Here is a 25,715-nt window from a genome sequence, read left to right as displayed (position 1 = left end):
ATCACGCTTCCCCATTCCCCCGGAGCATCCCCATGACCCTCGTCCGCAATCCCTTCGACGCTGGCGGCTACTCGCTGGCCGAGATGACGCAGGCCATCAACATCCTGCCCAACCTCTACACCCGCCTTGCCCAGATCGGCCTCTTCCGCTTCGAAGGGGTCAGCCAGCGCTCGGTCATCATCGAGCAATACGAGGGCGTCCTGAGCCTTCTGCCCTCCGTCCCCCTCGGTGGCCCCGCCACGGTCGGTACGCGGGAGGGCCGCTCGATGCGGTCCTTCGCCCTGCCGTGGATCCCGCATGACGACGTGGTCCTGCCCGCCGACATCCAAGGCGCCCCCGCGCTGGGCGCCTTCGACGCAGCCGATCCCCTCGTCGAGGTGATGAACCGCAAGCTTCTGCTGATGCGCCGAAAGCATGCCCAGACGCGGGAATACATGGAGATGAACGCGCTGCGCGGCATCGTGAAGGACGGGGCGGGCACCACCCTCTACAACTACTTCACCGAATTCGGCCTGGCGCAGATCTCGGTCGACTTCGTCCTCGGCACCGCGGGCACGAACGTTCAGGGCAAGGTTCGCGAGGTGCTTCGCGCCATTGAGGACAACCTCTTGGGCGAGGCCATGACCAGCGTCCATGCGCTGGTTAGCCGGGAATTCTTCGACAAGCTGATCGCGCACCCCAAAACCGAGGAAGCCTACAAGTTCTACGCCTCGACCGGCGCCCAGCCGCTGCGCGAGGATGTGCGCCGCAACTTCCCCTTTGGCGGGATTCTGTTCGAGGAATATTCCGGCACCGTCACCCTCTCCACCAAGGCCACCGAACGGATGGTCCCGGCGAACGAGGGCATCGCCTTCCCGCTCGGCACGATGGACACCTTCACCACCTATGGCGGTCCGGCGAACCTCTTGGAAACCGCCAACACCATCGGCCTGCCGCTCTACGCGCGCCAGCATCTGGACGAGAAGGGCCGCTGGATCGATGTAATGACCGAGGCCTCGATCCTGCCGGTGAACAAGCGGCCGCGGCTGGCGATCCGTCTGCACACGTCGAACTGACGGACCCACCCATGTCCGTCTTCGCCGCCGCCATGGACCGCATCTTCACCCATGCCTCCATGGCGGCCCCGGCTCTCTGGATCTCGGCCACCACGTCGGAGGAACGCCCGATCCGCATCATCCGCCGCGCGCCGGATCGCGTCACCGACTTCGGCGCGGGGCGGTTCGTCAGCGACACGACGGTGGTGGATGTGCGCGTGTCCGACCTCCCCGCCCCGCGCCCGGGCGACGTAATCGTCATTGGCGCCGACAGCCATGTGATCCAGGGAGAACCCCTGCGCGACCGGGAACGGCTGATCTGGACGCTGGACCTGAGGCCAGCATGAAATTGAAGCTTGATATCAGCCCCGACCTCGCCGCCCTGATGCAGGCGGAAATCGCCGCGGGCGAGAAGGCCGTGACCACCGCCATGCGCGAGGCGGGCGCGGGCCTGAAATCCGCCTGGCGCGGCCAGATCACCGGCGCGGGGCTCGGCACCCGGCTTGGCAACTCGATCCGGCTCGCCACCTATCCCAAGGGCGGCGAAAGCCTGAACGCCGCGGCGCTGGTCTGGTCGAACGCCCCGGTGATCGTCAGGGCCCACGACACAGGGCCGCTAATCCGGTCGCGCAACGGCTTCTGGCTGGCGATCCCTACCGCCGCCGCAGGCAAATCCACCCGCGGCGGGCGGATCACCCCCGGCGCATGGGAACGTCGCACGGGGCTGCGGCTGCAGTTCATCTATCGCCGCCGGGGCCCGAGCCTGTTGGTGGCCGAGGGGCGGCTGAACAGCAAGGGACGGGCGGTAGCGTCACGATCGAAGAGCGGCCGCGGGCTGACAACCGTGCCGATCTTCCTCCTCGTGCCGCAGGTCAAGCTGCACAAGCGGCTCGAACTGGCGCGGGATGCCGAACGGGCCATCGACCGCGTGCCGGGGCGGATCGTGGCAGGGTGGGTGGAAACATAGGAAAAGAAATGTCGATCACTCTTCCGGGCCCACGGTTTCTTGTTCCAAGCTCTCCGGATGCGCGAGTGCGTCCTCAATAAGACGCGTTTCATCGGGTTTGACCTCTTCGAGCGCCTCACCGGCCTCGCGGAGCTTGTCGCTCGCTGAGGACGCTTTTCTGAAGCCCATCATCTCACTGTAGGATTGAGCGTCCTTCGTTTGTTTGCCGGAGGCTCCTGGGCTACCATCGATTGAAAACCGTTCGCGCTCCACAACAGTAGAAATGTTGTGGAGCCACGGGTTCGAATTCATTGCGTGACCGATCATCATGTATTCGGCGCTATTGATTACTTTCTCGGCGCTAGATTCGCCCGGCGCCGCTGTCGGAAGCCGAGCAAGTCGTCCCGTGGGCGTAAGGAGCGGGAACAAGAACACAAACGGCTTAGCATGTTTGTAAACATTCAGGATCTCAGTCACCTTGGCGAGCTTATCCTGCTTTTGAAACAGCCGTTCCTTAATCGTCTGACGCGCCGCCTTGCCAACATAGAAGGGGATGAGCTTCCCCCTCGGTTTCATGCCGATAATATAAAGGCCGATTGCTTGGTCTATACCCTCGACCCCAATTCTGCGCTCTTGCTGAGCCGCCAGCTCAAAAACTGCCTCCGTGGCAGCTTTAGGATCGAACAGACGGTAGTGGTTTTTCCAATGGCGCGTGCTTCTATAGACAGGAAACTCAAATGGGCCGAGGCAACGGAAACGGTAACCAGACATCTTATCTCCGACTATGGAATCAAAGTTAAACACAGGCTTTTCAGGTGGTTGGGTCAAGAAAATTCTGGCTCTGTGGTTGACCAGCAGCATGATCGAGCGCCAAACCCGTCCTCTGTCCCGTCTGTGGCTCTCGTGGCTGGAGGTCTACTAACCGCTCGATCTAGCCACTGAATACTGAATATTGCATGCCCACCACCCGCGAACTCGTCCTCGCTGCGCTGTACGCGCGGCTTCAGCCGCTTGCCGCCCTCACCCTGCGTGACGAGGTGCTGCCCGAGCGGATTCCCACAGCCGGTCTGATCATCCTTCGCGACGGCCAGCCGGGCGAGCCAGAGGTGACACTGTCACCGCTGCGCTATCACTACCAGCACCGGGCCGAGTTGGAGGTCGTCGTCCAGGCGGGCACCGCCAGGGCCAGCGCCTTCGATGACCTGATCGCCGCCATCGGCGCGGCGCTGGAAGCTGACCGGACGCTGGGCGGCCTCTGCGACTGGGTCGAACCTGATGCCCCAGCCTCGGTCGATCTGCCCATTGAGGGTGCCGCGGCCCTGAAGGCGGCAGTGATCATCGTCGTCCTGCATTATACCACCACCGGCCCTCTGGCCTGAATTCCCCTACATCCAAGGAGAACCCCATGGCACGCGCACACGGCGCGCGGGCGCAGATGGCGCTTGCGTTCGAGACGGTTTACGGCACCCCGCCCGCCAGCGGCTATCAGCTGATGCCCTTCGCCCGCACCACGCTGGGCGCGGAGCAGCCTCTGTTGAACAGCGAACTGCTCGGCTACGGCCGCGATCCCCTGGCCCCGATCAAGGACGCCGTCACCGCCGATGGCGAGGTGGTGGTGCCGATCGATGTGGAGGCCTTCGGCTACTGGCTGAAGGCGGCCTTCGGTGCACCGACCACGACGGGCACCACGCCCAAGACCCACACCTTCCAGTCGGGGAACTGGACCCTGCCCTCCATGGCCATCGAGGTGGCCATGCCAGAGGTGCCACGGTTCGCGATGTATGCGGGCTGCGTGATGGACCAGTTGTCCTGGCAGATGAACCGCTCCGGCCTGCTGACCGCCACCGCCCGGCTGATCGCGCAAGGTGAGGCCATCGCTGCCACCACGGCCGCAGGCACCCCGACCGCGCTCGGCCTGCAGCGCTTCGGCCATTTCAACGGAGTGGTGAAGCGCAACGGCACGGCGCTGGGCAACGTCGTCTCGGCCGAGATAACCTATGCCAACGGCCTCGACCGGATCGAGACCATCCGGAACGACGGCAAAATCGAGGGCGCCGATCCCGGCATGGCGGCCCTGACCGGCCGCATTGAGGTGCGGTTCGCCGATAGCGCACTGGTCACCCAAGCCATCGACGGCACGCCCTGCGAGCTCGAGTTTGCCTACAGCCTCGGGGCGAACGCCAGTTTCACTTTCACCGCCCATGCCGTCTACCTGCCGGTCCCGCGGATCGAGATCCCTGGGCCGCAAGGCATCCAGGCCACCTTCGACTGGCAGGCCGCCAAGGCCACCAGCCCCGCCCGCATGTGCACCGCCGTCCTCGTCAACACCGTCACGGGATACTGACCATGATCCGTCTGAACCTTTCGAACCGGCCCGAATGGCTGGACCTGCTGCCCGGCCTGCGCGTCCTGGTGGCCCCTCTGACCACCGCGCTGATGGTCTCAGCCCGCGCGGACCCCATGATCGGCGGCCTGTCGGAAACCTCCAGCCAGGAGGACATGGCCCTCGCGATGGCCAAGGCTGTCGCCCGCCGCGCGGTACTGGAATGGGAGGGGGTCGGCGACGATGAAGGCAACCTCGTGCCGGTCAGCCCGGCTGGGATCGACGCCCTTCTCGAAATCTGGCCGGTCTTCGAAGCCTTCCAGGCGCAATACGTCGCCCGCGGCCTAATGCTGGACGCAGAAAAAAACGTCTCCGCGCCCTCGCCGACTGGTCTTTCGGCGGGGGCGATGGCTACTGCGCGGCCTGCGCAGGCCCCTGCCCCGACTGCCCCGCAAGACTGAACCGGCCGATGACGGTCGAGGGCTGGCAGGTCTGGGATCTGACCCAGCGCCTCGGCGGGCAGCTGCGGATCGCGCCGGGGGCTGTCATCGGATGGGACATGGGTGCCGCGCTTTCACTGGCGCAAGCGCTGGGCATCAACCGCCTGATCACCGCCGAACTGCTGCCCGAGATCGAGGCGGTGATGGTTCGCAAACTGAACGAGCAGATGGAAGGACGCCGGAATGGCTGAGAAGAAGGTCTCCGTCCGCCTCGTGGCGGAAGGCGGACGTCGCGTGCGAGCCGAACTGGAAGGCGTGGGCGAAGCCGGAGCCCGCGGCTTCGGCCGCCTGTCGCGCGAGATGGAACTGGCGAACACCCGTCTGGCCGCCTTTGCGCGCAGGGCGGGCCTTGCCCTCGGGGCCGCCGCGGCGGCCGCTACAGCCTCGCTCGGCCTGATCGTCCGATCCACCGCCGAGAGTGCCACGCAGATCCGGCAGTTCGCGCAGGTCGCCAATGCAACACCCGATGCGCTGCAGCGCTGGTCGGCCGGGGCGCGGACAGTCGGCATTGAACAGGAGAAGCTGGCCGACATCCTGAAGGACGTGAACGACCGGGTCGGGGATTTCCTGCAGACCGGCGGCGGGCCGATGGCGGATTTCTTCGAGAACGTGGCCCCGAGGGTCGGTGTCACCGCTGACCAGTTCGCACGGCTGTCGGGACCGGAGGCACTGCAACTTTACGTCGACACGCTGGAGCGGGCGGGTCTTAGCCAGCAGGAGATGACCTTCTATCTCGAGGCCATGGCCTCGGACGCGACCCGCCTCCTGCCGCTCCTACGCAATGGTGGGGCCGAAATGGCGCGGCTTGGCGACCAGGCCTCCGATTTGGGTGCGGTTCTGGACGGTGATGCGCTGGAAGCTCTGCGCCGTACGCAACTCGCACTCGGCACGGTGTCGCTGGTCTTCGATGGCCTGCGCAACCGCATCGCCGTCGCCGTCGCCCCGACCATCGAGGCGCTGGCCAATGCCTTCGTGGCGCTCGCCTCGGATGGCGGCATCCTGCGCTCGGCCATCGACGGTCTGATCGGCAACCTCGGGCGCATGGCGTCCTATGCGGCAACGTTCGCCGCCGTCATGGCCGGGCGCTGGGTGGCAGGCATGGCGGCCGCCGCCCTGTCGGTTCGCGGGCTCGCGACGGCGCTCGTGTTTCTGCGCGGCGCGCTGATCCGCACCGGCATCGGGGCGCTGATCGTCGGCGCGGGAGAGCTGGTCTACCAGTTTTCGCAGCTGGTCGCCCGGGTCGGCGGAGTGGGCGAGGCGTTTCGCCTGCTCGGCGATCTGGCCCGCGAGGTCTGGTCGCGCATCGGGCTGTCGCTGGACGCGGCCTTCGCGCGGATGGCGGCCGGATGGGAGGGGCTGAAGGCGGCCGGTCTTTCGGCGCTGGAAGGGACCATCGCAGGCGTCGTCAGCTTCGGCGACCGGACGGCGGCGATCTTCCAAGGGGCCTATGATGCGGCCGTCGCCATCTGGGGCAGCCTGCCCGGCGCCATCGGCGACTTCGCCTTCCAGGCTGCGAACGGGCTAATCTCAGGCGTCGAGGTGATGCTGAACGGCGTCGTCACCCGCATCAACAGCTTCATAGAGACCCTGAACGCGGCCCTCGCGCTGCTGCCCGAATGGGCTACGGGCGAAGGTGGCGTGCGGATCGGCATCCTCGATCCGGTTGAACTGGGGCGTATCGGCAATCCCTTTGAAGGGGCCGCGACCGCAGCCGGTGCCGCCGCCGCAGATGCCTTCTCCGCCGCGCTGTCGCGGACTTACCTCGAGCCGCCTGACCTCGGCCTCGGTGCCATGGCCGACGACGCCCGCGCCCGGGCCGATGGCTATCGCGAGGCGGCGGGGATGCTGGCCGACGCCGCGGGTCGGCCGCTGGCCAGTTGGCAGGCGCTGAAGGATGCGGTGACTGGCACAGGGACGGAGGCCGAAACCGCGCTGGCGGATGCGGCCGGCGGGGCCGATGCCCTGACGTCTGGGTTGAACGACACCGCCACGGCCGCTGATGGTGCGGGCGGTGCCGCGCGCGAGGCCGGAGCGGCTGCGGCCGAGGGTGCCGACACGGCCCTCACCGGCTGGCAGGCCGTCACCGCCGCACTCGCCGACTACGCCGCCAAGGCGCGCGACATCGGCGGGGATATCGGCAGTGCGCTGGTCGGGGGCTTCACCTCGGCCGAGAACGCCATCGGCGACTTCGTGAAGACCGGCAAGCTCGATTTCCGCGATCTGGTGACATCGATGATCGCCGATCTCGCCAAGCTCGCTGCCCGTCGTTTCATCCTTGGCCCTATCGCGAACGCCCTCTCCGGCGCGCTGGGTGGGGCGGGTGGCATCTTTGCCAATATCCTGCACGCGGGCGGCATGGTCGGTGCCCCGGCACCCGGCCGGATGGTCCCCGCCTTGGCCTTCGCGGGCGCCCCGCGCATGCACAATGGGGGCTGGGCCGGGCTGCGGCCGGACGAGGTGCCCGCGATCCTGCAACGGGGCGAACGGGTGCTCTCGCGACGGGAGGCGGCGGGGTACGGCCAGGCCAGCCCCTCGACCGTCAACGTCACGATCAACGCCCGCGACGCCGAGAGCTTCCGGCAATCCCGGACGCAGGTTGCGAGCGACATCGCCCGCGCCGTGTCGCTCGGGCGGCGGGGCATGTGAGGATCAGCCATGGCATTTCACGAGGTCCGGTTTCCGGACAACATCAGCCGCGGGGCGCGCGGCGGCCCGGAGCGGCGCACGCAGATCGTCGAGCTGGCGAGCGGGGCCGAGGAACGCAACGCCAGCTGGGCCAACAGCCGCCGCCGCTACGACGTCGCCTATGGCATCCGCCGCGCCGACGATCTGGCGGCGGTCGTCGCCTTCTTCGAGGCCCGCAACGGTCGCCTCCACGGCTTCCGCTTCAAGGACTGGGCCGATTTCAAGTCCTGCCTGCCGTCACAGACGCCGGGGCCAAACGATCAACCCATCGGCACCGGCAACGGCAGCACGACTCAGTTTCAGCTCACCAATCGCTACACCTCGGGCGCCCAGTCATGGATGCGGGCGATCACCAAGCCCGTCGCGGGAACCGTGACCATCGCCCTGAACGGCACGCCCCAGGCCTCCGGCTGGTCGGTTTCCACGACCACGGGCCTCATCACCTTCACCACCGCCCCGGCTGCGGGCGTGGCGATCACCGCGGGCTTCGAGTTCGACGTCCCGGTCCGCTTCGACACCGACGCCCTCGACGTCACCCTCGACCTTGAACGCCTCGGGTCGATCACCTCGATCCCCCTTGTGGAACTCCGCACATGAACGACGAATCCTTCTGGTCCCACCTTTGGCGCGAGATCGCCGCCTCGACGGCGCTGATGCTGGCCTTCTGGGGCGCGCTGGGCGGTGCCACCAATGCCCTGACCACCCGGATGGCGCTGCGTGAAGCCTTGCGGCATGTCCTGCTTGGCGGGTTGATCGCCGCGGGGATGGGCAGTTTTTCCATCGTGATCGTGGCGGACTGGCTCGGTCTGCCCGATGGCGCCGTCGCCGCAGGCGGGGCGGTCGGCTCGGCCGCCTACCTGGTCGGCGTCTTCGGGGCCGCCTTCATCGAGCTCATCCTCGCCAGGCTCCGCCGCGCCGGGAAGGATGACGCCGATGCATGAGATCCTTCGCCTTGCCCGCTCGCTGCGCTGCGATCCCGCGGACCCCGGACAGGCCTTTGCCCACCGGCTCCGTATCGGCCTCGCAGTCGCCGTCCTGATCCTTTTTATCTCAACCCTCGGGTAATCCCATGCAAACCTCTGATCGGGGGCTTCTGGCCCTGATCCGGCACGAAGGCGTCGTGCCCGGACCCTACCTAGATGTTAAGGACATCTGGACCGTCGGCATCGGCCATACGGCCGCCGCTGGTCTGCCCGATCCGGCGCGGATGCCGCGCGGCATGCCCGCGCATCTCGATGCCGGGATCCGCGAGGCCTTTCGCATCTTCCGCACCGATCTCGCCGCCTACGAGGCAGAGGTTCTGCGCGCAGTGAAGGTGCCGCTGGACCCCCACGAGTTCGATGCGCTGGTCAGTTTCCACTACAACACCGGCGGCATCGCCAAGGCCGCGCTGACTAAGGCTCTGAACGTGGGCAACCGTGCGGCGGCGGCAGCGGCCTTCATGGGCTGGCTCAAGCCCGCGGCCATCCGGTCCCGGCGCGAGGCGGAGCGCGATCTCTTCGCGAGGGGCATCTACCCTACCGGCACCATCCCGGTCTGGTCGGTCGACCGCAACGGCCAGGTGGATTTCTCGCGGCCGATCCGTCGGCTGACCGAGGTCGAGGCGCTGGCATTGCTGCGCCCGACCGGCACGACGATGCCGCCTCCCGCCCAATCCACCACCGCGCCCAGCTGGTGGCAGCGCCTCGCCAACCTCTTCACGCGAAAGGAAACGACATGAACTGGACCCTCGCACGCGGCCTCGTCTATCTGGCCTGCCTTGCCGCCTCCGGCCTCGCCGTGGCGGGGCTCGCGGATTTCGACCTCGCAACCGGCACGCTCGATATTCGCCCCTTCAATCTCTATGCCCTGACCGGCGCGACCGGAGGCGTCGTGTCTTCGCTCCTCGCGTCCGTAGCTCTCCTGCGCGGCTGGGGGCGGAAGTGAAGTCGCTTTCGCCCGCGCTTCAGGCCCACCTCGACGAGGGCACGACCACGCTTGCCTGGTGCTGGCGTATCACCCGCGCCGATGGCGTGACCTTCGGCTTCACGGACCACGACCGGACACTGTCATTCGACGGGACCGAGTTCGAGCCGGAAAGTGGGCTGACCGCCTCCGAGGTCCGGTCGGGATCCGATCTGTCGGTGGACGCGCAGGACGCGCAAGGCGTGCTGTCGTCTGACCGGATCACCGAGACCGACATCCTCGATGGCCGATGGGACAACGCGGCGGTCGAGGTCTGGCGGGTGAACTGGTCTGCACCGGCGCAGCGCGTCCTTCTGCGGCGCGGGGCCATCGGCCAGATCCGGCGTGGGCGGCTGGCTTTCGTGGCGGAGGTGAGGTCGCTGGCCCATGTCCTCGGCCAGACGGTGGGGCGGACGTTCCAGGCAAGTTGCGATGCCGCGCTGGGCGATGCGCGCTGCGGCGTGAACCTCGAAGCACCTACCTTCAAGGGGAGTGGCGCGGTCATCGATGTGCTGCGGGACCGGGCCTTCACGGCCTCGGGCATCGCCAGTTTCTCGGCAGGCTGGTTTGCCTTCGGACTGGTGGAATGGTCGACCGGGGCGAACGCCGGGCGGATGGTCGAGGTGCTGTCGCATGACCTCGTCGATGGCGTGGCGATCCTGACTCTGCTGGAAGCCCCAGTGCGCCCGATCACGGCGACGGATACCTTCGTGGTCCGGGCGGGCTGCGACAAGCGGATCGCGACCTGCGGGACGAAGTTCGCCAATGTGGCCAACTTCCGGGGGTTCCCCCACATCCCGGGGCAGGACGCGGTCCTGCGCTATGCCACCAAGGATGGCGGGCACGAGGGGGCGGTTCTGTGACCGCGACAGTCCCAACGGGCGATCCCGCGCGCGTCATCGCTGTAGCGCGATCCTGGCTCGGCACACCTTATCACGACCAGGCCAGTTTGCGCGGGGTCGGCTGCGACTGCCTCGGCCTCGCGCGCGGTGTCTGGCGTGAGGTCGTCGGGCCCGAACCATTCCCGATCCCGCCCTATAGCCGCGACTGGGGCGAGACCGGGCCGCGCGAGGTGCTGGCCGACGGGGCAAGACGGATGATGCCGGAACTTGATCGATCCGAGGCCGGGCCCGGTGCGCTGATCCTCTTCCGCATGATGCCCCGCGCCATCGCCAAGCATGTCGGGATCCTGACCGGTCCCGACACATTCCTTCACGCCTACGAACGCCTCGGCGTGATCGAGGAACCGCTGACGCCCGCATGGCGACGCCGCATCGCCTTCGCCTTCCTGTTTCCTGCACACTGAGATTTCCCCATGGCCACGCTTGTCCTCGGCGCTGTCGGTTCCGCCATCGGCGGGGCGTTTGGCGGCGCGATCCTCGGATTTTCTGGCGCTGCAATCGGCGGCTTCATCGGATCGACCATCGGTTCGGTGGTCGACAGCTGGATCGTGTCCTCGCTGACGCCTGCCCAGAAGATCGAGGGCCAGCGGCTGGATTCCCTGCGCATCACCTCCGCCACCGAAGGGGCCATCATTCCCCGCCTCTACGGCCGCATGCGCATCGGCGGCAACATCATCTGGGCCACGGATTTCCGCGAGGAGACAAAGACCACCACGCAAGGCGGTGGCAAGGGCGGCGGGGGCGGCAAGGTCCGGACGACGGAGTACCTCTATTACGCGTCCTTCGCAGTCGCCCTGTGTGAGGGTCCGATCACCGGCATCGGCCGCATCTGGGCCGACGGCAAGCCGCTCGATATGACGGGGATCACCTGGCGCTGGTATCCGGGGAACGAGACCCAGGGGGCTGATCCGTTCATTTCGGCGAAGATGGGGTCGGCCAACACACCCGCCTATCGCGGCACGGCCTACGTTGTCTTCGATGAACTGCCGCTTTCCACCTATGGCAACCGCCTGCCGCAGCTCAGCTTCGAGGTGTTCCGGCCGCTTGCGGATCCCGACACGGCCGAAGGGCTGGTCAAGGCCGTGACCATGATCCCGGCCTCGGGCGAGTTCACCTATGCGACCGAAGCGGTCCGCAAGACAGTCGGGGCCACGACGACGATCTTCGGCCAGACCACGGGCGGCACCACCTCGGCCGAGAACCTGAACGCGCTGCCCGACGAGGCCGATATCGTCGTGGCCCTCGATCGGCTGCAGGCCATGGCCCCGGCCGTCGAGAGCGTCAGCCTGGTCGTCGCCTGGTTCGGCGATGATCTGCGTGCGGGCAATTGCACCATCAAGCCCGGCGTCGAAGTGGCGACCAAGGTCACCAGCCCCAAGACCTGGACGGTCAATGGCGTGGCGCGGGCCGCCGCTCATCTCGTCAGCCGTGACGCCGAGGACCGTCCGGTCTATGGCGGCACGCCCGCCGACTTCGCGGTGGTGCAGGCCATCCGCGAGCTGAGGGCGCGCGGGCTGCGGGTGACGTTCTATCCCTTCCTCCTAATGGACGTCCCGCCCGGCAACACGCATCCGAACCCCTACAGCGCGAATGCCGCCACGCCGGGCCAGCCGAGTTTCCCGTGGCGGGGCCGGATCACCTGCTCCCCGGCGGCAGGCTATGCCGGGACGGCCGACAAGACCGCCGCTGCTGCCACGCAGGTTTCTAGCTTCTTCGGCGCGGCCACACCGGCGCAGTTTGCCGTTACCGAAGACACGGTCAGCTGGACCGGCCCTGCGGGCGACTGGGGCCTGCGCCGAATGATCCTGCATTACGCCCATCTCTGCGCGGTCGCGGGCGGGGTCGATGCTTTTCTGATCGGGACCGAGATGCGCGGGCTGACGACGATCCGGTCGAGCGCCAGCGCCTATCCGGCCGTGACGGCGTTCAAGGCGCTGGCGGCAGACGCGAAGGCGATCCTCGGTGCTGGCACCAAGGTCGGCTACGCCTCCGATTGGTCGGAGTATTTCGGTCACCAGCCGGGCGATGGCAGCGGCGATGTCTATTTCCACCTCGACCCGCTCTGGTCCGACGTCAACATCGACTTCATCGGCATCGACAACTACATGCCGCTGTCGGACTGGCGCGATGGCTTCGACCACGCCGACGCCCTGCAAGGCTGGCCCGCGATCCATGACCGCGGTTACCTGCAGGCCAATATCGCCGGTGGCGAGGGCTTCGACTGGTTCTATGCCTCGGCCGCTGACCGGTCGGGCCAATTACGCACCCCGATCACGGATGGCAGCGCAGGCAAACCTTGGGTCTTCCGCTACAAGGATCTGCGTGCCTGGTGGTCGAACCCGCATTTCAACCGCCCGGGCGGGGTCGAGAGTGGCACGCCGACCGCATGGGTGCCGCAGTCAAAGCCCGTCTGGTTCACCGAACTGGGGTGCCCCGCCATCGACCGGGGCACGAACCAGCCGAATGTCTTCTTCGACCCGAAGTCGTCCGAAAGCTTCACGCCCTGGTTCTCGCGGGGCTGGCGCGACGATGCCATCCAACGCGCCTATCTCGAGGCCAGCTACCTCTGGTGGGGCGAGGCGGCGAACAATCCGGTGTCCGCGATCTACGGCGGCCGGATGGTCCATGTCCCCGAATGCGCCGCCTGGACCTGGGACGCACGGCCCTATCCGTTCTTCCCCGAGCTGACTGGTGTCTGGACGGACGGGCCGAACTGGCGGCTGGGGCACTGGCTGACCGGACGGCTGGGTGCGGTGTCATTGGCCGCGCTCGTGCGCCATCTCTGCCTGCGCGCTGGGCTGGCGGAAGACCTCATCGACGTCTCCGGCCTCTGGGGCGCGGTCGAGGGATATGTGATCGGGGCCCTCGAAAGCCCTCGCGCATCGATTTCCACGCTGGCCCGGCATTTCGGCTTCGATGCCATCGAGACCGAGGGCGTGATCCGCTTTGTCATGCGCGGCAGCGCCTCGGTCGCCACGCTGGACATCGACGATCTCGTCGCCAGCCGCGAGGGCGAGGCTTTCGAGCTGACGCGCGGCCAGGAGACGGAATTGCCGCAGGCCCTGAAGTGGCAGGTCGCACGCGCCGACGAGGACTATGACGCGGCGCTGGTCGAGGCACGGCGCATCACCGTCGACACCACCCGCATCTCCTCGGAAAGCTTCCCGATGGCGATCCCGCCAGAAGAGGCCGAACGCCGCTGCCGCCGTGCGCTGATGGAGGCCTGGATCGGCAGGGAAAGCGCCACCTTCCGCCTGCCTCCCTCGCGGCAGGCCCTCGATCCGGCCGACGTGATCCGGCTGGCGCATGACGGTCGCGAGGTCGAGTTCCGCCTGGTGTCTGTCGCCGACTCTGAGGCGCGCGGGATCGAGGCTGTCCGGCAGGACCGCGCCGCCTACGATCTGCCGCCCGGCGATCCGCGCCCGGCCTCGCTGGCCAGCCCCGTCGTCTTCGGGACGCCGGAGGTGGTGATGCTGGACCTGCCGCAGATTTCCGAGAACCAGCCCGCCCATCGACCCCTGATCGCCGCACATGCCAGCCCCTGGCCCGGCGAGATCGCGGTGTTCCGCAGCGCCTCGACGGATGGGTTCAATCTGCTCACCACCTTCGGCAGTCGGGCGCGGATCGGGGCGCTGGCCTTCGACGTCTTTCCGGGCCCGACCTCGCGCTTCGATCTCGGCAACGCGCTGGTGGTCGATCTGCTGTCCGGAACGCTGGAAAGCGTGACCGACGTCGCGCTTTTCGGCGGCGCCAATGCGCTGGCGGTCGAGTCCGCAGCAGGGGTGTGGGAGATCATCCAGGCTGGCCAAGCCGAACTGATCGCCCCCGGCCGCTATCGCCTGACCCGCCTCCTGCGCGGCCAGCGCGGGACGGAACATGCCATCGGCAACCCGGCACCGGCTGGCGCGCGAGTTGTGGTTCTGGATACCACGCTGGCCTCGCTTCCCATCGCCGAGGCAGACCTTGGCCTTCCGTGGAACTGGCGCGTAGGCCCGGCTGCGCGGGCGGTCAGTGACGACAGTTACGCCGCGCTTGGCTTCACCCCGACAGGACGCGGCCTTGTCCCCTTCGCCCCGGTCCATGTCGAACAGCCGTGGCGGATCGCGCGCAGCCCGGGCGATCTGACCATCCGCTGGACGCGCCGATCCCGCGCGCTGGTCGCGGATGCCTGGGAACAGGTCGAGGTGCCGCTCGCCGAGGACCAGGAATCCTACGACGTCCAGATCCTCGACGGCGCTGCAATCAAGCGCATTCTGACCAGCAGCACGACCTCCGTCCTCTACACCGCTGCTCAGCAGACCGCCGATTGGGGTGCGCCGCTCGGGCACGGCCAGACACTGGCGATCCGCATCTTCCAGCTCTCGAACCGCCTCGGGCGCGGTACGCCCGCGACCGTGTCCCTCCAGTTCTGACGGGATTTCCAATGTCTGACACCACGACCCATCTGAGCCTGCCGTACCTCCTGGCGGCACAAGCCCAGAAGCACGTCACGCACAACGAGGCGCTGCGCCTGCTCGACGCCATGGTGCAGCTTTCCGTCCTTGATCGGATGCGCACCACGCCACCCGCCAGCCCGGCAGACGGCGACCGACACTTGGTGGCCTCCGGCGCCACTGGCCTCTGGGCCGGGTGGGACCTGAACATTGCCTTCTGGGTCGACGGCGCGTGGATCCGGCTCGTCCCACGCACCGGCTGGCTGGTGTGGGTCGCAGCCGAGGGGCTGTTTCTCGTCTGGACCGGCAGTGCCTGGGAGGTCGTGGGCGAGCCACGCGACGTGTCGGACGCGGTCTTCAGCCTGGTGAACGACACCGATCCGACGAAGAAGGCCACTTTCGCGCTGGCAGGCATCAGCGCCGGGACGACGCGCAGTTTCACGCTGCCCAACACCTCGTCGGAACTGGCGATCCTCGCAGGCACCCAGACCTTCACCGGGAACAAGACGTTTTCAGGGACGCTGACCGCTTCAGGCATGGTCACCGTTTCGGCCGCGTCGGCCAGCATCGGCACGGCGACGACGACCGCCACCTACGGGATGGGCACCGGTGCCACGACGAATGGCGTGACCAAAACCGTAAACATCGGCACCGGCGGTGCCTCCGGATCGACGACGGTCGTGAACATCGGCTCTGCGACCGCAGGCGCGGGCGGCACGACCGTCATCAACACGCCGACGGTAACCTTCGCCAATGCCGTCACACAAGTTGGCATACCCCAGGCGAGCCTGACAGCGCAGCTCTTGGGCCTCGGCGGGGCGACGGCCGACAGCTACAACCGGCTGTCGGTCAACACCCCGGCCGTGCTGTTGAACAACGCAGGCGCGGGCATCGAAGCCACGGTGAACAAGGCCTCAGCGGGGAACGACGCCGCTTTTGCCTTCAAGACCGGCTTCTCCGCCCGCGCGCTGATCGGGTTGCTCGGCAACGATGACTTCAGCTTCAAGGTCAGCCCGGATGGCTCTGCCTTCTTCGAGGCGATCAGGATCGACCGCGCGAGCGGCCAGCTGGAACTGCCCCAACCCACGGTCCTGCCCGGTCTCAGCGCCGCGCCGACCCCGCCGCCCGCAGGGAAAGCCGCCGTCTATGCCCGCAGCCGCGCCGGTGCGCCGTGGATCGACGTCATGCGCCCCTCCGGGCGGGACTTCCCGCTCCAGCCGCATTTCGGGGTGAACCGGATCGCCAACTGGTCACCCTCGACCGGCACGACGGTGACCACCGAAGGCCTGCCAATCACTTCGGTCGGCACCGTTTCGACGCCCACTCTGGCCGCGACGAACCTTGCGACCTCCATGCGGCGCTGGCGTCTGACCTCTGCGGCCGTCGTGGACTCGGTGGCCGACCAGCGATCCGCAGGCTGGGCCTGCTGGCGCGGCAATGCGGCGGGCTTGGGCGGCTGGACCTTCGTGACGCGGATTTCGCTGACGACGCTGCAGGCGACCGGGATGGGGTTCTTCGGCCTCTACGGGTCGACCGCAGCGCTTGCCACAACGCTGACGCTCGCCACCGCCATCAACTGCATCGGCATCGGTTTTCAGCGGGGCACCCATGCCAACTGGCAGCTGGTCGCCAATGACGGGACCGGGGCACCGACGCTCACCGACATGGGCGCGAGCTTTGCCATTGCCACCGGCGGGGTGCTGACCCTGTTCATAGCCGCGCCGCCGAACGGTTCGTCGGTGTGGGCCCGAGTCGTAAACGAGGTCACCGGCGCGGTCTTCGAACAGGAAATCACCGCCGACCTGCCCGCCGCGACGCAATTCCTGTCGCCGCGGCTGTTCCTGAACACCGGCACCACGGCCGCCGCCGTCGCCTACGACTGTGCGGGGGTCTACCTCGAGACGGACTTCTAGGGCGGCGGGCGCATTCGTCCCCCCCCAGCGGATGCGCCCGCCCCTTTCAATGGCCGGAAGCCGACCATTGGGCTGGCGAAAACTCGAGCCAGCCTGGCGGGCTCCGAGCGGGTTCGCCGCCATCCCCGCCGCCGCGCTTGATCCGGCCCTCTGTCCAGCGTCTCCTGCGGTCCCCGCGCTTTCGGGTCCGGGTCCCCATCGTCGATAGAAAGCAGTCGGCGAACTAATCGGCCTCACTGCTCCGCACTTCCGTCGTGGGCGCTGGCTGCGCCAGGCCCGCGACGATCTGCCGAAACTCGCTAAGGATTTCGCCATGGTTCTTGTCGAGGTAGCGGGCGAGACGGTCATTCTGCAGGAGCCGCTCGACATAGCGACCGGCCACTACCAGCCGGAGGTGATCGGGACCAAGGGTGCCTTCGATCAGCTTGATGTTCTTTTGCAGGTTGGCCATCTCGGCCTTCATCCGCTCGGCTTGTTCGCGTGTCACACCTGCAGGTGTCTTCTTTGCAGCCGGGTCAACCAGGTCTGTGGCGTCAGATGCTGCGAGGATCGCCTCGACATAAGGCACGGTGTAATTGTTTGCGGCGATCATCAGTTCCGCCGCCTGAATTTGCCGCAGGGGCTTCATCTTGCGCAGGGCCCGGAAGCTGTTGATCGGGCAATGCCGGGCCTTCAGCAGTTCGGCCGCCTCCGGACAGATGCCGTTCAGCAAGGTGCGCTTCTGTCGGATCAGAGCGATGTTCACATTCAGCGCTGCCGCAATGCGGGCCTCCGATACGCCACGCTCGACCGCGCGCAGGATCATCTTATGCTCCTGGATCGTGGCGAGGCGGCTGATGCGCTTGTTGTAAGTGAAGGATTCGTCGTCGGTCGCCACCAGGCAGGTGACGGTCGTCTCGCCCATTTCCTTCAGAACATGCAGCCGAACATGGCCATCGAGAAGGATGAAGGACCCTTCCTGTCCTGCCGCACGGGCGACCACCGGCGGTTCGATCAGCCCGACCTCGCGGATCGACGCGGCGATCTGTCCATACTTCTGGCTCTTGGGCACTGTGGCCGGCAGTTGCTTGACCGGCAGGATCGCGTCGATCTGGATCGTGCGCAGGTTCGCCTCGAATCCCGGGCTCTTCGGCGGAGGCATTTTCTCCATGTGTGTCATGATCTTGGCTCCTGAAGGCCATCGACGATCATGCGCGGCACGGAATCGAGCCCCTCGGCACGAAGCAGCGTCAAGAAGTTCTCATCCTTCAAGAGCGACTGAAATGCAGCATCGAGAAACAGCAGGCTGCTGCGCGTCGACTGCGCCCTGCGGACCATGTCCTGCTGACGCTCGGCCTCGGCGCGATAGGCTTTGACCAGCGCGGCAGATGTCATTCGCGCGCGTGGCTGTTTGTTCCGCGCGCCACCTCGCTGCTTGCCGTGGCGCTGGCGCAACTCAACCAGCCGCCGCGCCTCCAGCAATTTCTTTCCGCGCAGTTCACCCGAGGCATAAGCAGCCTCCAGCGCCTTCTGCACGTCTTTCTCCTCGGCCCGCGTGATGTAGAGCGCGACGCTGAGCGGCATCTGCCCGGTTTCGACCGCGATCAGCAGGCGTTCTTCACCGTTGGCGATCAACTCACCGATTTCATGGACATAGGCGAGGGAAAGCCCCGTCTTGTCGGCGATCTGATGGTCCGAATATCCCCGGTCGCGCAGGACGGCGATGTCCTGCAACAGCTCCAGCGGACGCTGCTGGCGGCGGGCGATGTTCTCGATCACGCTGCGCAGAAGGCGCTCGGCCTCGCTCGCATCTACGACGATGGCCGGGATGTGGGTTTCCCCAAGGGCGACATAAGCCTCCATCCGACCCTGACCGCAGACCAGGCGATAGGACACTCCCGCCTCTTCATCGACCCGGGCGACTGTGATCGGCTTTTTCAGCCCGACCCTAGCGATACTGTCGACAAGCGCGCGGAAGGTCTTTTCCGAGCGTTCGCGCGGGTTCTCCACCGTTATGGCGGAAATCGGGATGATCTGCACTTCGTCCCGCATCTCGACTTCGCTCACCATGGTGTCACCTCGGCAACCGGAACGCGGCGGGCCATGTCGAAAAAGAAATCCAGCGTTTCAAATCGGAAAGCGTCCAGCATCAGGCCATTCTCCTCGGCAAGCCCCAGGGGTTTTGTTCGCAACTCGAATTGGGGCAGCAGGTAATAGTCGAGCGCGGCGGTATTCGTTCGCTCCATCCGGATGGCGATGGTGATGTCGGGCGCGAGGCCGGTGTCGAAACGGATTTTCCAGCGCAAGGCGCCGGTGGAGGTTTCGCGACAGCGGGCGACGACGACGGAGATGGTGAATTCGCCGTTGATGGTCAGTAGGTCGGTCGCCGGATTGCGTGCCACGGTTCCGCCGAGTCGGTTGATCTCGCGGATCACACGCTCCACCTCGTCCCCATGGAAAAGCCGCAGCAAGCGGTTCACTTCGATGTAGTGGTAGTCCCGATCCGGGGTGAAGCCGACAAGGGAGTAAGCCCGAATCAGGCTGCCGAAACGGTGGGCATAGGCGCCGCTGGACGGCATTCCATCGGCCTCGTCGATCACCAGACCGGATATGTAGCCGTGGCGCTGGAACAGCCGCGTCAACCGTTCCAGCATCTCGTCGTCCGAAAATCGGCGGTTGCGGGCGGCGATGATCACCTGCACCTTCTGAAACTGTTTCGGCTCGACGATGGCATCGAACGCCCCTTGCGACCGGATCCACATCTCCGGGCCATTCGCGACCCGCTTCTGCTTCAGCTTGAAGGAGCGCCGGTTGTAGACGTTGTTGCCGATGTATTTCTCGTTGGTCAGTATCTGATGGACGGTGGCGCGGGTCCAGGCCCGGCCGAGATCGGTCAGGATTCCGCGCTCGTTCAGTTCGGCCGCGATTTCGCTTTCCGAACGGCCGTGTTTCAGGAAACGGCTGTATATCCAGCGAACGGTTCTTACCTCGGTCTCAGGCCCGGGCACCAGGATCACCCGGTCTGTCTGCAAGCTCTTGTGCTCACCACGCTTCAGCTCGGCCTTCACGTCACCCCGTTCGTCAAGCAGAACCCGGCGAAGGCCAAAACCCGCTGCACCGCCCTGACGGAAGCCGCGTTCGATCAGGCGGCACTGTCCGATGAAGACCTTGTTGGAAAGTTCCCGGCTGTATTCCCCGGCCATCGCGCGCTTGACGCTCTTGACGATCGTGGCAACCGGGCCGCCGTCATTTTCGAATTGCTCGGCGCAATATTCGACCTGCTTGTTGGCGCGACGGCAGATGTATTCGTAATAGGCGGATTCATCGGCATCCTGAAACCGCCCCCATCGGCTGACGTCATAGACGAGGATCACTTCGAAATCCGCAGTACCGTCCTGCACATCCTGGATCAGCTGCTGCAGGGCTTCGCGCCCCTCGATCCTCAAACCACTCTTTCCGGCATCTGCATAGGAACGGACCAATTCAAAGCCGCGTTCCTCCGCGTACTTGCGGATCGCATCCGACTGGTTTTCCGTCGAGTATTTCTGATGGTCCGTGGACATGCGGACATATTCGGCCGCACGGCGCTTTGGCGGGGAGTTCGCCGGTTCTTTTCTTGAGGGCAGCTCTCTGCCTGCCATTCCCGTCTCCAGATCAGTTCATGCAGGCGTCTCCGTCTGGTCGGACCCGGGGTATTGGCTGGGGCGCAAAATGGAATCTGCCGCTGTGTTGTCTTCTCCACAGGTTTACCGGAGGAGGACGCCGCGATGCGGATCAAGATGGGCACATCTGTGCCGAAAATGGGCACAACTGTGCACCTGGGCGCGGATCAGGCCGCCTATCGCAAGGCCATTTCCGACACCCTGCGGCGCGAACTGGGGCCCACACATCAGGCCATCAAGACAGTGATGCGCTGGACCGGAGCGAGTGAGCGGACGGCCAAGTACTGGCTGTCTGGCGAACGCGGGCCGAGCGGGGAGCATCTGATCCGGCTCGCGCAGCATTCCGATGCGGTGTTGATCACCATCCTGACCATGGCCGAGCGACTGTCGGAGAAGCCGCGGCAGCACAGATGTGCCGGTTGCCCCGCGCGCGACCTGGTGTTTCAAAACCTCGGACAGGAATGGAAATTGTCCGAGGGTTCCTGACACGCAAGGGAGCGGCCGGACGCCACCCCGCCCGGTCGTTCAGGAAACAAGTCGCCACAATGTTCATGCGGAGATTAGAACCCACATTCTCCGCATGAGTTGCGGCGAATGGCAGGGGGTCATGCTTTGATACCATTTTCCTGCCAATCTCTGTCACCAATCTGGCTTGACGGCAGACTGCTGGCGACAACGCCCCTTGGTGTCAGAATGGAGCCATATTCTGTTGCCAAGCGCACTTGTCGTGACTAGGTTGGCGTCAAACCCCGTTGATGACAGAATCGGCACAACTATGATCATCAAGCCTTACGATCTTTCGGATGCCGTCACCTATCACATCGGCACCTTTCCCCCGTCCGCCCTCGACTACGAGGTGCTGCTCGGACCGCTCGAGGAGGCAGCCGCCTCCCTCGCGCGGTACGACACCAAGATGTCAGGCATGGTGAATAGCGAGTTGTTCCTCGCCCCCCTGCGTCGCCAGGACGCGGTAACGTCTTCCCGGATGGAGGGGACGATCTCGACCATCGAGGAACTGTACCGGCTGGAGGCCGAAGAAGATGCGGGTAGCACCGACCCTTACCGGGAAGCGCGCAACGACGACGTCGAGACCTACCTTTACTCCCGCGCACTGCGGAATGCCCAGCAGGCCCTCGCCGAGGGCGCCCCGCTTGGCGAACACCTGATCCGGACCGCCCACCAACAGCTGCTGTCCTTTGGACGGGGAGCCCGCAAGCGCCCCGGCAGCTACAAGGTCGAGCAGAATTACATCGGGGACGAACGGCGAGGAAAGATCTACTACGTCCCGATCGCTCCCGAGCAACTGGGCCCGGCGATGGCCGAACTCGTCCGCTACATCAACGAAAGCACGATGCGGCCATTGATCCGCACCGCCATCGCGCATGTCGAATTCGAGGCTCTGCATCCGTTCGAAGACGGCAACGGCCGGATCGGCCGCATGCTGATCACGCTGATGCTGTGGAAACTCGGTGTCCTGCATCAGCCGAACTTCTTCGTCTCGGGCTACTTCGAAGCCAACAAGGACGAATACATCGAACGAATGCGCGCGGTCTCGGCCATCGGCGATTGGACCGGCTGGGTCGTATTCTTCCTCAAGGCGATGCACGCCCAGGCGACGGTCAACATCCAGACGGCGGACGCCATCTTCCGCCTTCACGGCGAGATGCGGGAACGGTTCCGCGAAGTGCTTAACTCACAGTTCCACGATCAGGCGCTGGATTTCGTCTTCGCGAGCCCGATCTTCCGCAACGACCGCTTCGTGGAACGCTCGGGGATCCCACCGTCCTCCGCGCGCGCGCTGTCCCGGCGGTTGGTCGAGGCTGGCATGCTGCGGACCATTGAACCGGCTTCGGGGCGACGCGCGGCGATGTACGCCTTTGATCCGCTGCTTGATCTGTTGAAGGTGTGAAGGTCATGGCCACGATCAAGTTGCCCGTCGATGGGGGGCTCGGTAAACGTTGACCAGGTGTTGACAAGAATTTGGAACGACAAAAGCCGAGCGTTATGCTCGGCATTGAAGTCTTTGATAGTGTTGTATTTTTTGGTTGCGGGGACAGGATTTGAACCTGTGACCTTCAGGTTATGAGCCTGACGAGCTACCGGGCTGCTCTACCCCGCGCCATTCTGCGCGATCTGTTGCGCGGCTGCGCCGATTGTTGGGTTGGCGCGATGATCTGGATCGTTCGAGAGCTGCGTTTCTTATCAGATCTGGCGGTGACCTACTCTCCCACGTCTTGAGACGCAGTACCATTGGCGCAACGGCGCTTAACGGCCGAGTTCGGGATGGGATCGGGTGTTTCGCTCGTGCTATGTCCACCAGATCAGATAAGAAACGCTCAGCGTTGCGGACCTTGCGGTCCGTAAGTTGTCCAAGGATGCTTTTGGAAGCGGGGATCTGTGTCAGATCTGGCCACTTCCGGATCAAATCAAGCCTGTCGAGCCATTAGTACCGGTCAACTGAACGCATTGCTGCGCTTACATCTCCGGCCTATCGACGTGGTGGTCTTCCACGGCTCTCAAGGGATACCTGGTTTTGAGGGGGGCTTCACGCTTAGATGCCTTCAGCGTTTATCCTGTCCGTTCATAGCTACCCAGCACTGCCGTTGGCACGACAACTGGTCCACCAGTGGAACGTTCACCCCGGTCCTCTCGTACTAGGGGCAACTCCTCTCAAGTATCCTACACCCACGGCAGATAGGGACCGAACTGTCTCACGACGTTCTAAACCCAGCTCACGTACCTCTTTAAACGGCGAACAGCCGTACCCTTGGGACCTGCTCCAGCCCCAGGATGAGATGAGCCGACATCGAGGTGCCAAACGATGCCGTCGATATGGACTCTTGGGCATCATCAGCCTGTTATCCCCAGCGTACCTTTTATCCGTTGAGCGATGGCCCTTCCACTCGGGACCACCGGATCACTATGGCCGTCTTTCGACTCTGCTCGACTTGTCAGTCTCGCAGTCAGGCTGGCTTCTGCCATTGCACTCAACGAGCGATTTCCGACCGCTCTGAGCCAACCTTCGCGCGCCTCCGTTACTCTTTAGGAGGCGACCGCCCCAGTCAAACTACCCACCACGCAGGGTCCCGGACCCGGATAACGGGCCGCGGTTAGACATCAAGAGTGCGAAGGGCGGTATCTCAAGGATGGCTCCACGGGAACTGGCGTCCCCGTTTCAAAGCCTACCGCCTATCCTGCACATCACAATCCTGATGCCAGTGCGAAGCTATAGTAAAGGTGCATGGGGTCTTTCCGTCTAACCGCGGGAAGTCTGCATCTTCACAGACAATTCAATTTCGCTGAGTCCACATTTGAGACAGCGGGGAAGTCGTTACGCCATTCGTGCAGGTCGGAACTTACCCGACAAGGAATTTCGCTACCTTAGGACCGTTATAGTTACGGCCGCCGTTTACCGGGGCTTCAATTCAATGCTTGCACATCTCCTTTTAACCTTCCGGCACCGGGCAGGCGTCAGACCCTATACGTCGTCTTGCGACTTCGCAGAGCCCTGTGTTTTTAGTAAACAGTCGCCACCCCCTGGTTTGTGCCCCCCGCCAACAGTTGCCTGCCAACGGGGCCTCCTTCTCGCGAACTTACGGAGGTATTTTGCCGAGTTCCTTAAATGTGGTTCTCTCAAGCGCCTTGGTATTCTCTACCAGTCCACCTGTGTCGGTTTAGGGTACGGTCTCATGGAGGGCTGTTTCCAGGAACCGCTCAGCAGCAAGGTCAATCCGATAAGACCTCACTACACCTGCGATCCGTCACCATCTCCTGGCCCAGGAATATTAACCTGGTTCCCATCGACTACGCCTTTCGGCCTCGCCTTAGGGGCCGGCTTACCCTGCTCAGATTAGCTTTAAGCAGGAACCCTTGGACTTTCGGCGACAGGGTCTCTCACCCTGTTTGTCGCTACTCATGTCAACATTCTCACTTCTGATCACTCCACCGGATGCCTTACGGCCCGGCTTCACAGTCAGAACAATGCCTCCGTTGATCCCGAAGGAACAAAAGAGGCAGCGTTCTCTATCACAGAACGCTCCGCTACCGCGTGCACAGATGTGCACACCCAAAGCTTCGGCTCGTGGCTTGAGCCCCGTTACATCTTCGCCGCAAGACCTCTTGATTAGACCAGTGAGCTGTTACGCTATCTTTAAAGGATGGCTGCTTCTAAGCCAACCTCCTGGTTGTTTTGGAAGTCTCACATGCTTTCCCACTTAGCCACGAATTGGGGGCCTTAGCTGTTGGTCAGGGTTGTTTCCCTCTCCACGACGGACGTTAGCACCCGCCGTGTGTCTCCCGGATAGTCCTTCCTGGTATTCGGAGTTTGCTTAGACTCAGTAAGGCTGTGGGCCCCCATCATCCATGCAGTGCTCTACCCCCAGGAGGATACGTCCGAGGCGCTACCTAAATAGCTTTCGCGGAGAACCAGCTATCTCCGAGTTTGATTGGCCTTTCACCCCTAGCCACACGTCATCCCGACCTTTTTCAACAGGTGTGGGTTCGGACCTCCAGTTGGTGTTACCCAACCTTCATCCTGCACATGGCTAGATCACTCGGTTTCGGGTCTGATCCATCTGACTGAAGTCGCGCATTTAACACTCGCTTTCGCTGCGCCTACACCTAACGGCTTAAGCTTGCCAGATAGACCAAGTCGTTGACCCATTATACAAAAGGTACGCCGTCACCGCTCAAGGCGGCTCCGACTGCTTGTAGGCGTCCGGTTTCAGAAACTGTTTCACTCCCCTCGTCGGGGTGCTTTTCACCTTTCCCTCACGGTACTGGTTCGCTATCGGTCAGCAAGGAGTACTTAGCCTTCGAGGGTGGTCCCCCGATCTTCAGACAGGATTTCACGTGTCCCGCCCTACTTAATACGTCCAATCGAACTTCCCATACGGGGCTGTCACCCGCTCTGGCTGTGCTTTCCAGCACATTCCGGTCATTCTCATGGCTCGGCTGGTCCCCGTTCGCTCGCCGCTACTGGGGGAGTATCTGTTGATTTCCTTTCCTCCGGGTACTTAGATGTTTCAGTTCCCCGGGTTCGCTTCTAAAACCCTATGTATTCAGGTTGAAGATACCTGGTTCAGCCCGTTATTGATTACCCGAAGATAACAATAACAAACTGTCAGGTGGGTTGCCCCATTCGGAGATCCATGGATCAAAGCTTATTCTCAGCTCCCCATGGCTTAACGCAGAGTATCACGTCCTTCATCGCCTCTTGCTGCCTAGGCATCCACCAAACGCCCTTATCGCGCTTGATTTGATCCGGAAGAAGACAGACCGCAGTCCGTCACCGCGCCCCTTTGTAAAACGCGGCGTCGCTTCCGATCAAAAGCATGTACTTTCCCGCTCCTTCCATCCGGAAGAAGCTGTGTTCCTTACATGAAGAAACACTTG

The 25,715-nt window shown here is 64.5% G+C and carries 22 protein-coding genes, 1 tRNA gene and 2 rRNA genes; 18 read left to right on the top strand and 7 right to left on the bottom strand.

Annotated features, from left to right (window positions below; translation table 11 throughout):
- Window positions 1-32 precede the first annotated feature (32 nt).
- Genes H1S04_RS12305 through H1S04_RS12295 form a run of 3 tightly spaced genes read left to right on the top strand, consistent with a single transcriptional unit; the run spans window position 33 to window position 2,001 of the window.
- Window positions 33-1,055, top strand: a complete 1,023-nt coding sequence (locus H1S04_RS12305; RefSeq protein WP_181745856.1) for a major capsid protein — start codon at window positions 33-35, stop codon at window positions 1,053-1,055.
- A gap of 11 nt (window positions 1,056-1,066) precedes the next feature.
- A complete protein-coding gene (locus H1S04_RS12300; protein WP_181745855.1) occupies window positions 1,067-1,381 on the top strand; it encodes a hypothetical protein in 315 nt (104 codons plus the stop codon).
- On the top strand, window positions 1,378-2,001 hold the full coding sequence (locus tag H1S04_RS12295) for a DUF6441 family protein (protein WP_181745854.1): 624 nt from the start codon (window positions 1,378-1,380) through the stop codon (window positions 1,999-2,001). The genes H1S04_RS12300 and H1S04_RS12295 overlap by 4 nt, the downstream gene beginning before the upstream one ends.
- 15 nt (window positions 2,002-2,016) lie before the next feature.
- Here H1S04_RS12295 and H1S04_RS12290 read toward each other — a convergent pair whose 3' ends face one another.
- Entirely contained in the window at window positions 2,017-2,841 is an 825-nt protein-coding gene (locus H1S04_RS12290; protein ID WP_181745853.1) for a hypothetical protein, read from the bottom strand.
- Between the two features lie 95 nt (window positions 2,842-2,936).
- On the opposite strand from H1S04_RS12290, the gene H1S04_RS12285 reads away from it, so the two are divergent.
- From H1S04_RS12285 to H1S04_RS12225, 13 genes are all read left to right on the top strand, one after another.
- Window positions 2,937-3,359 carry an acyl-CoA transferase gene (locus H1S04_RS12285; RefSeq protein ID WP_181745852.1) on the top strand — a complete coding sequence of 141 codons (423 nt, stop codon included), beginning with the start codon at window positions 2,937-2,939 and terminating at the stop codon, window positions 3,357-3,359.
- Window positions 3,360-3,385: 26 nt separating this feature from the next.
- Window positions 3,386-4,324 carry a phage tail tube protein gene (locus tag H1S04_RS12280; protein ID WP_181745851.1) on the top strand — a complete coding sequence of 313 codons (939 nt, stop codon included), beginning with the start codon at window positions 3,386-3,388 and terminating at the stop codon, window positions 4,322-4,324.
- A gap of 2 nt (window positions 4,325-4,326) precedes the next feature.
- Complete coding sequence (locus tag H1S04_RS12275) at window positions 4,327-4,764, top strand: hypothetical protein (RefSeq protein WP_181745850.1); 438 nt, start codon at window positions 4,327-4,329, stop codon at window positions 4,762-4,764.
- 8 nt (window positions 4,765-4,772) lie between these two features.
- Window positions 4,773-4,994 carry a hypothetical protein gene (locus H1S04_RS12270; protein ID WP_181745904.1) on the top strand — a complete coding sequence of 74 codons (222 nt, stop codon included), beginning with the start codon at window positions 4,773-4,775 and terminating at the stop codon, window positions 4,992-4,994.
- Entirely contained in the window at window positions 4,987-7,449 is a 2,463-nt protein-coding gene (locus H1S04_RS12265) for a phage tail tape measure C-terminal domain-containing protein (protein WP_181745849.1), read from the top strand. The genes H1S04_RS12270 and H1S04_RS12265 overlap by 8 nt, the downstream gene beginning before the upstream one ends.
- 9 nt (window positions 7,450-7,458) lie before the next feature.
- Complete coding sequence (locus H1S04_RS12260; RefSeq protein ID WP_181745848.1) at window positions 7,459-8,085, top strand: DUF2460 domain-containing protein; 627 nt, start codon at window positions 7,459-7,461, stop codon at window positions 8,083-8,085.
- On the top strand, window positions 8,082-8,429 hold the full coding sequence (locus H1S04_RS12255; RefSeq protein ID WP_181745847.1) for a hypothetical protein: 348 nt from the start codon (window positions 8,082-8,084) through the stop codon (window positions 8,427-8,429). Before H1S04_RS12260 ends, H1S04_RS12255 begins: the two co-directional genes overlap by 4 nt.
- A gap of 128 nt (window positions 8,430-8,557) precedes the next feature.
- The gene (locus tag H1S04_RS12250) at window positions 8,558-9,208 is read left to right on the top strand and encodes a lysozyme (RefSeq protein WP_181745846.1); all 651 of its coding nucleotides are present in this window, start codon (window positions 8,558-8,560) and stop codon (window positions 9,206-9,208) included.
- A complete protein-coding gene (locus H1S04_RS12245; protein ID WP_068766065.1) occupies window positions 9,205-9,414 on the top strand; it encodes a hypothetical protein in 210 nt (69 codons plus the stop codon). The genes H1S04_RS12250 and H1S04_RS12245 overlap by 4 nt, the downstream gene beginning before the upstream one ends.
- Window positions 9,411-10,295, top strand: coding sequence for a DUF2163 domain-containing protein (locus H1S04_RS12240; RefSeq protein ID WP_181745845.1), 885 nt, complete (start codon window positions 9,411-9,413; stop codon window positions 10,293-10,295). Before H1S04_RS12245 ends, H1S04_RS12240 begins: the two co-directional genes overlap by 4 nt.
- Window positions 10,292-10,738, top strand: a complete 447-nt coding sequence (locus tag H1S04_RS12235; RefSeq protein ID WP_181745844.1) for an NlpC/P60 family protein — start codon at window positions 10,292-10,294, stop codon at window positions 10,736-10,738. The genes H1S04_RS12240 and H1S04_RS12235 overlap by 4 nt, the downstream gene beginning before the upstream one ends.
- A gap of 9 nt (window positions 10,739-10,747) precedes the next feature.
- A complete protein-coding gene (locus H1S04_RS12230; protein WP_181745843.1) occupies window positions 10,748-14,746 on the top strand; it encodes a glycoside hydrolase TIM-barrel-like domain-containing protein in 3,999 nt (1,332 codons plus the stop codon).
- 11 nt (window positions 14,747-14,757) lie between these two features.
- The gene (locus H1S04_RS12225; RefSeq protein ID WP_181745842.1) at window positions 14,758-16,680 is read left to right on the top strand and encodes a DUF2793 domain-containing protein; all 1,923 of its coding nucleotides are present in this window, start codon (window positions 14,758-14,760) and stop codon (window positions 16,678-16,680) included.
- Window positions 16,681-16,903: 223 nt separating this feature from the next.
- Here the strand turns inward: H1S04_RS12225 and H1S04_RS12220 are convergent, their stop codons facing one another.
- The 3 genes from H1S04_RS12220 to H1S04_RS12210 are packed head-to-tail and all read right to left on the bottom strand — an operon-like array spanning window position 16,904 to window position 20,300.
- The gene (locus tag H1S04_RS12220; protein ID WP_181745841.1) at window positions 16,904-17,839 is read right to left on the bottom strand and encodes a plasmid partitioning protein RepB C-terminal domain-containing protein; all 936 of its coding nucleotides are present in this window, start codon (window positions 17,837-17,839) and stop codon (window positions 16,904-16,906) included.
- The gene (locus H1S04_RS12215) at window positions 17,836-18,699 is read right to left on the bottom strand and encodes a ParB/RepB/Spo0J family partition protein (RefSeq protein WP_220185218.1); all 864 of its coding nucleotides are present in this window, start codon (window positions 18,697-18,699) and stop codon (window positions 17,836-17,838) included. The genes H1S04_RS12220 and H1S04_RS12215 overlap by 4 nt, the downstream gene beginning before the upstream one ends.
- 23 nt (window positions 18,700-18,722) lie before the next feature.
- Window positions 18,723-20,300, bottom strand: coding sequence for a recombinase family protein (locus tag H1S04_RS12210; protein WP_220185217.1), 1,578 nt, complete (start codon window positions 20,298-20,300; stop codon window positions 18,723-18,725).
- A 126-nt stretch (window positions 20,301-20,426) separates the two neighbouring features.
- Between H1S04_RS12210 and H1S04_RS12205 the strand changes: the two genes are divergently transcribed.
- Together H1S04_RS12205 and H1S04_RS12200 are read left to right on the top strand one after the other, a co-directional pair.
- Window positions 20,427-20,807: an XRE family transcriptional regulator gene (locus H1S04_RS12205; protein WP_181745840.1), complete on the top strand. Its 381-nt coding sequence runs from the start codon at window positions 20,427-20,429 to the stop codon at window positions 20,805-20,807.
- A gap of 289 nt (window positions 20,808-21,096) precedes the next feature.
- Window positions 21,097-22,230, top strand: a complete 1,134-nt coding sequence (locus H1S04_RS12200; protein WP_181745839.1) for a Fic family protein — start codon at window positions 21,097-21,099, stop codon at window positions 22,228-22,230.
- A gap of 133 nt (window positions 22,231-22,363) precedes the next feature.
- Here H1S04_RS12200 and H1S04_RS12195 read toward each other — a convergent pair.
- From H1S04_RS12195 to H1S04_RS12185, 3 genes are all read right to left on the bottom strand, one after another.
- Window positions 22,364-22,440 (bottom strand) — tRNA-Met (locus H1S04_RS12195).
- An 87-nt stretch (window positions 22,441-22,527) separates the two neighbouring features.
- Window positions 22,528-22,642: ribosomal RNA gene (rrf, locus tag H1S04_RS12190) — 5S ribosomal RNA — on the bottom strand.
- A gap of 101 nt (window positions 22,643-22,743) precedes the next feature.
- A 23S ribosomal RNA gene (locus H1S04_RS12185) occupies window positions 22,744-25,579 on the bottom strand.
- Window positions 25,580-25,715: the final 136 nt, after the last annotated feature.

Origin of the sequence: Paracoccus sp. S1E-3, from assembly GCF_013868135.1 — a bacterium.
Classification (GTDB): Bacteria; Pseudomonadota; Alphaproteobacteria; order Rhodobacterales; family Rhodobacteraceae; genus Paracoccus.
This window is presented reverse-complemented; position numbering and strand designations above follow the sequence as displayed.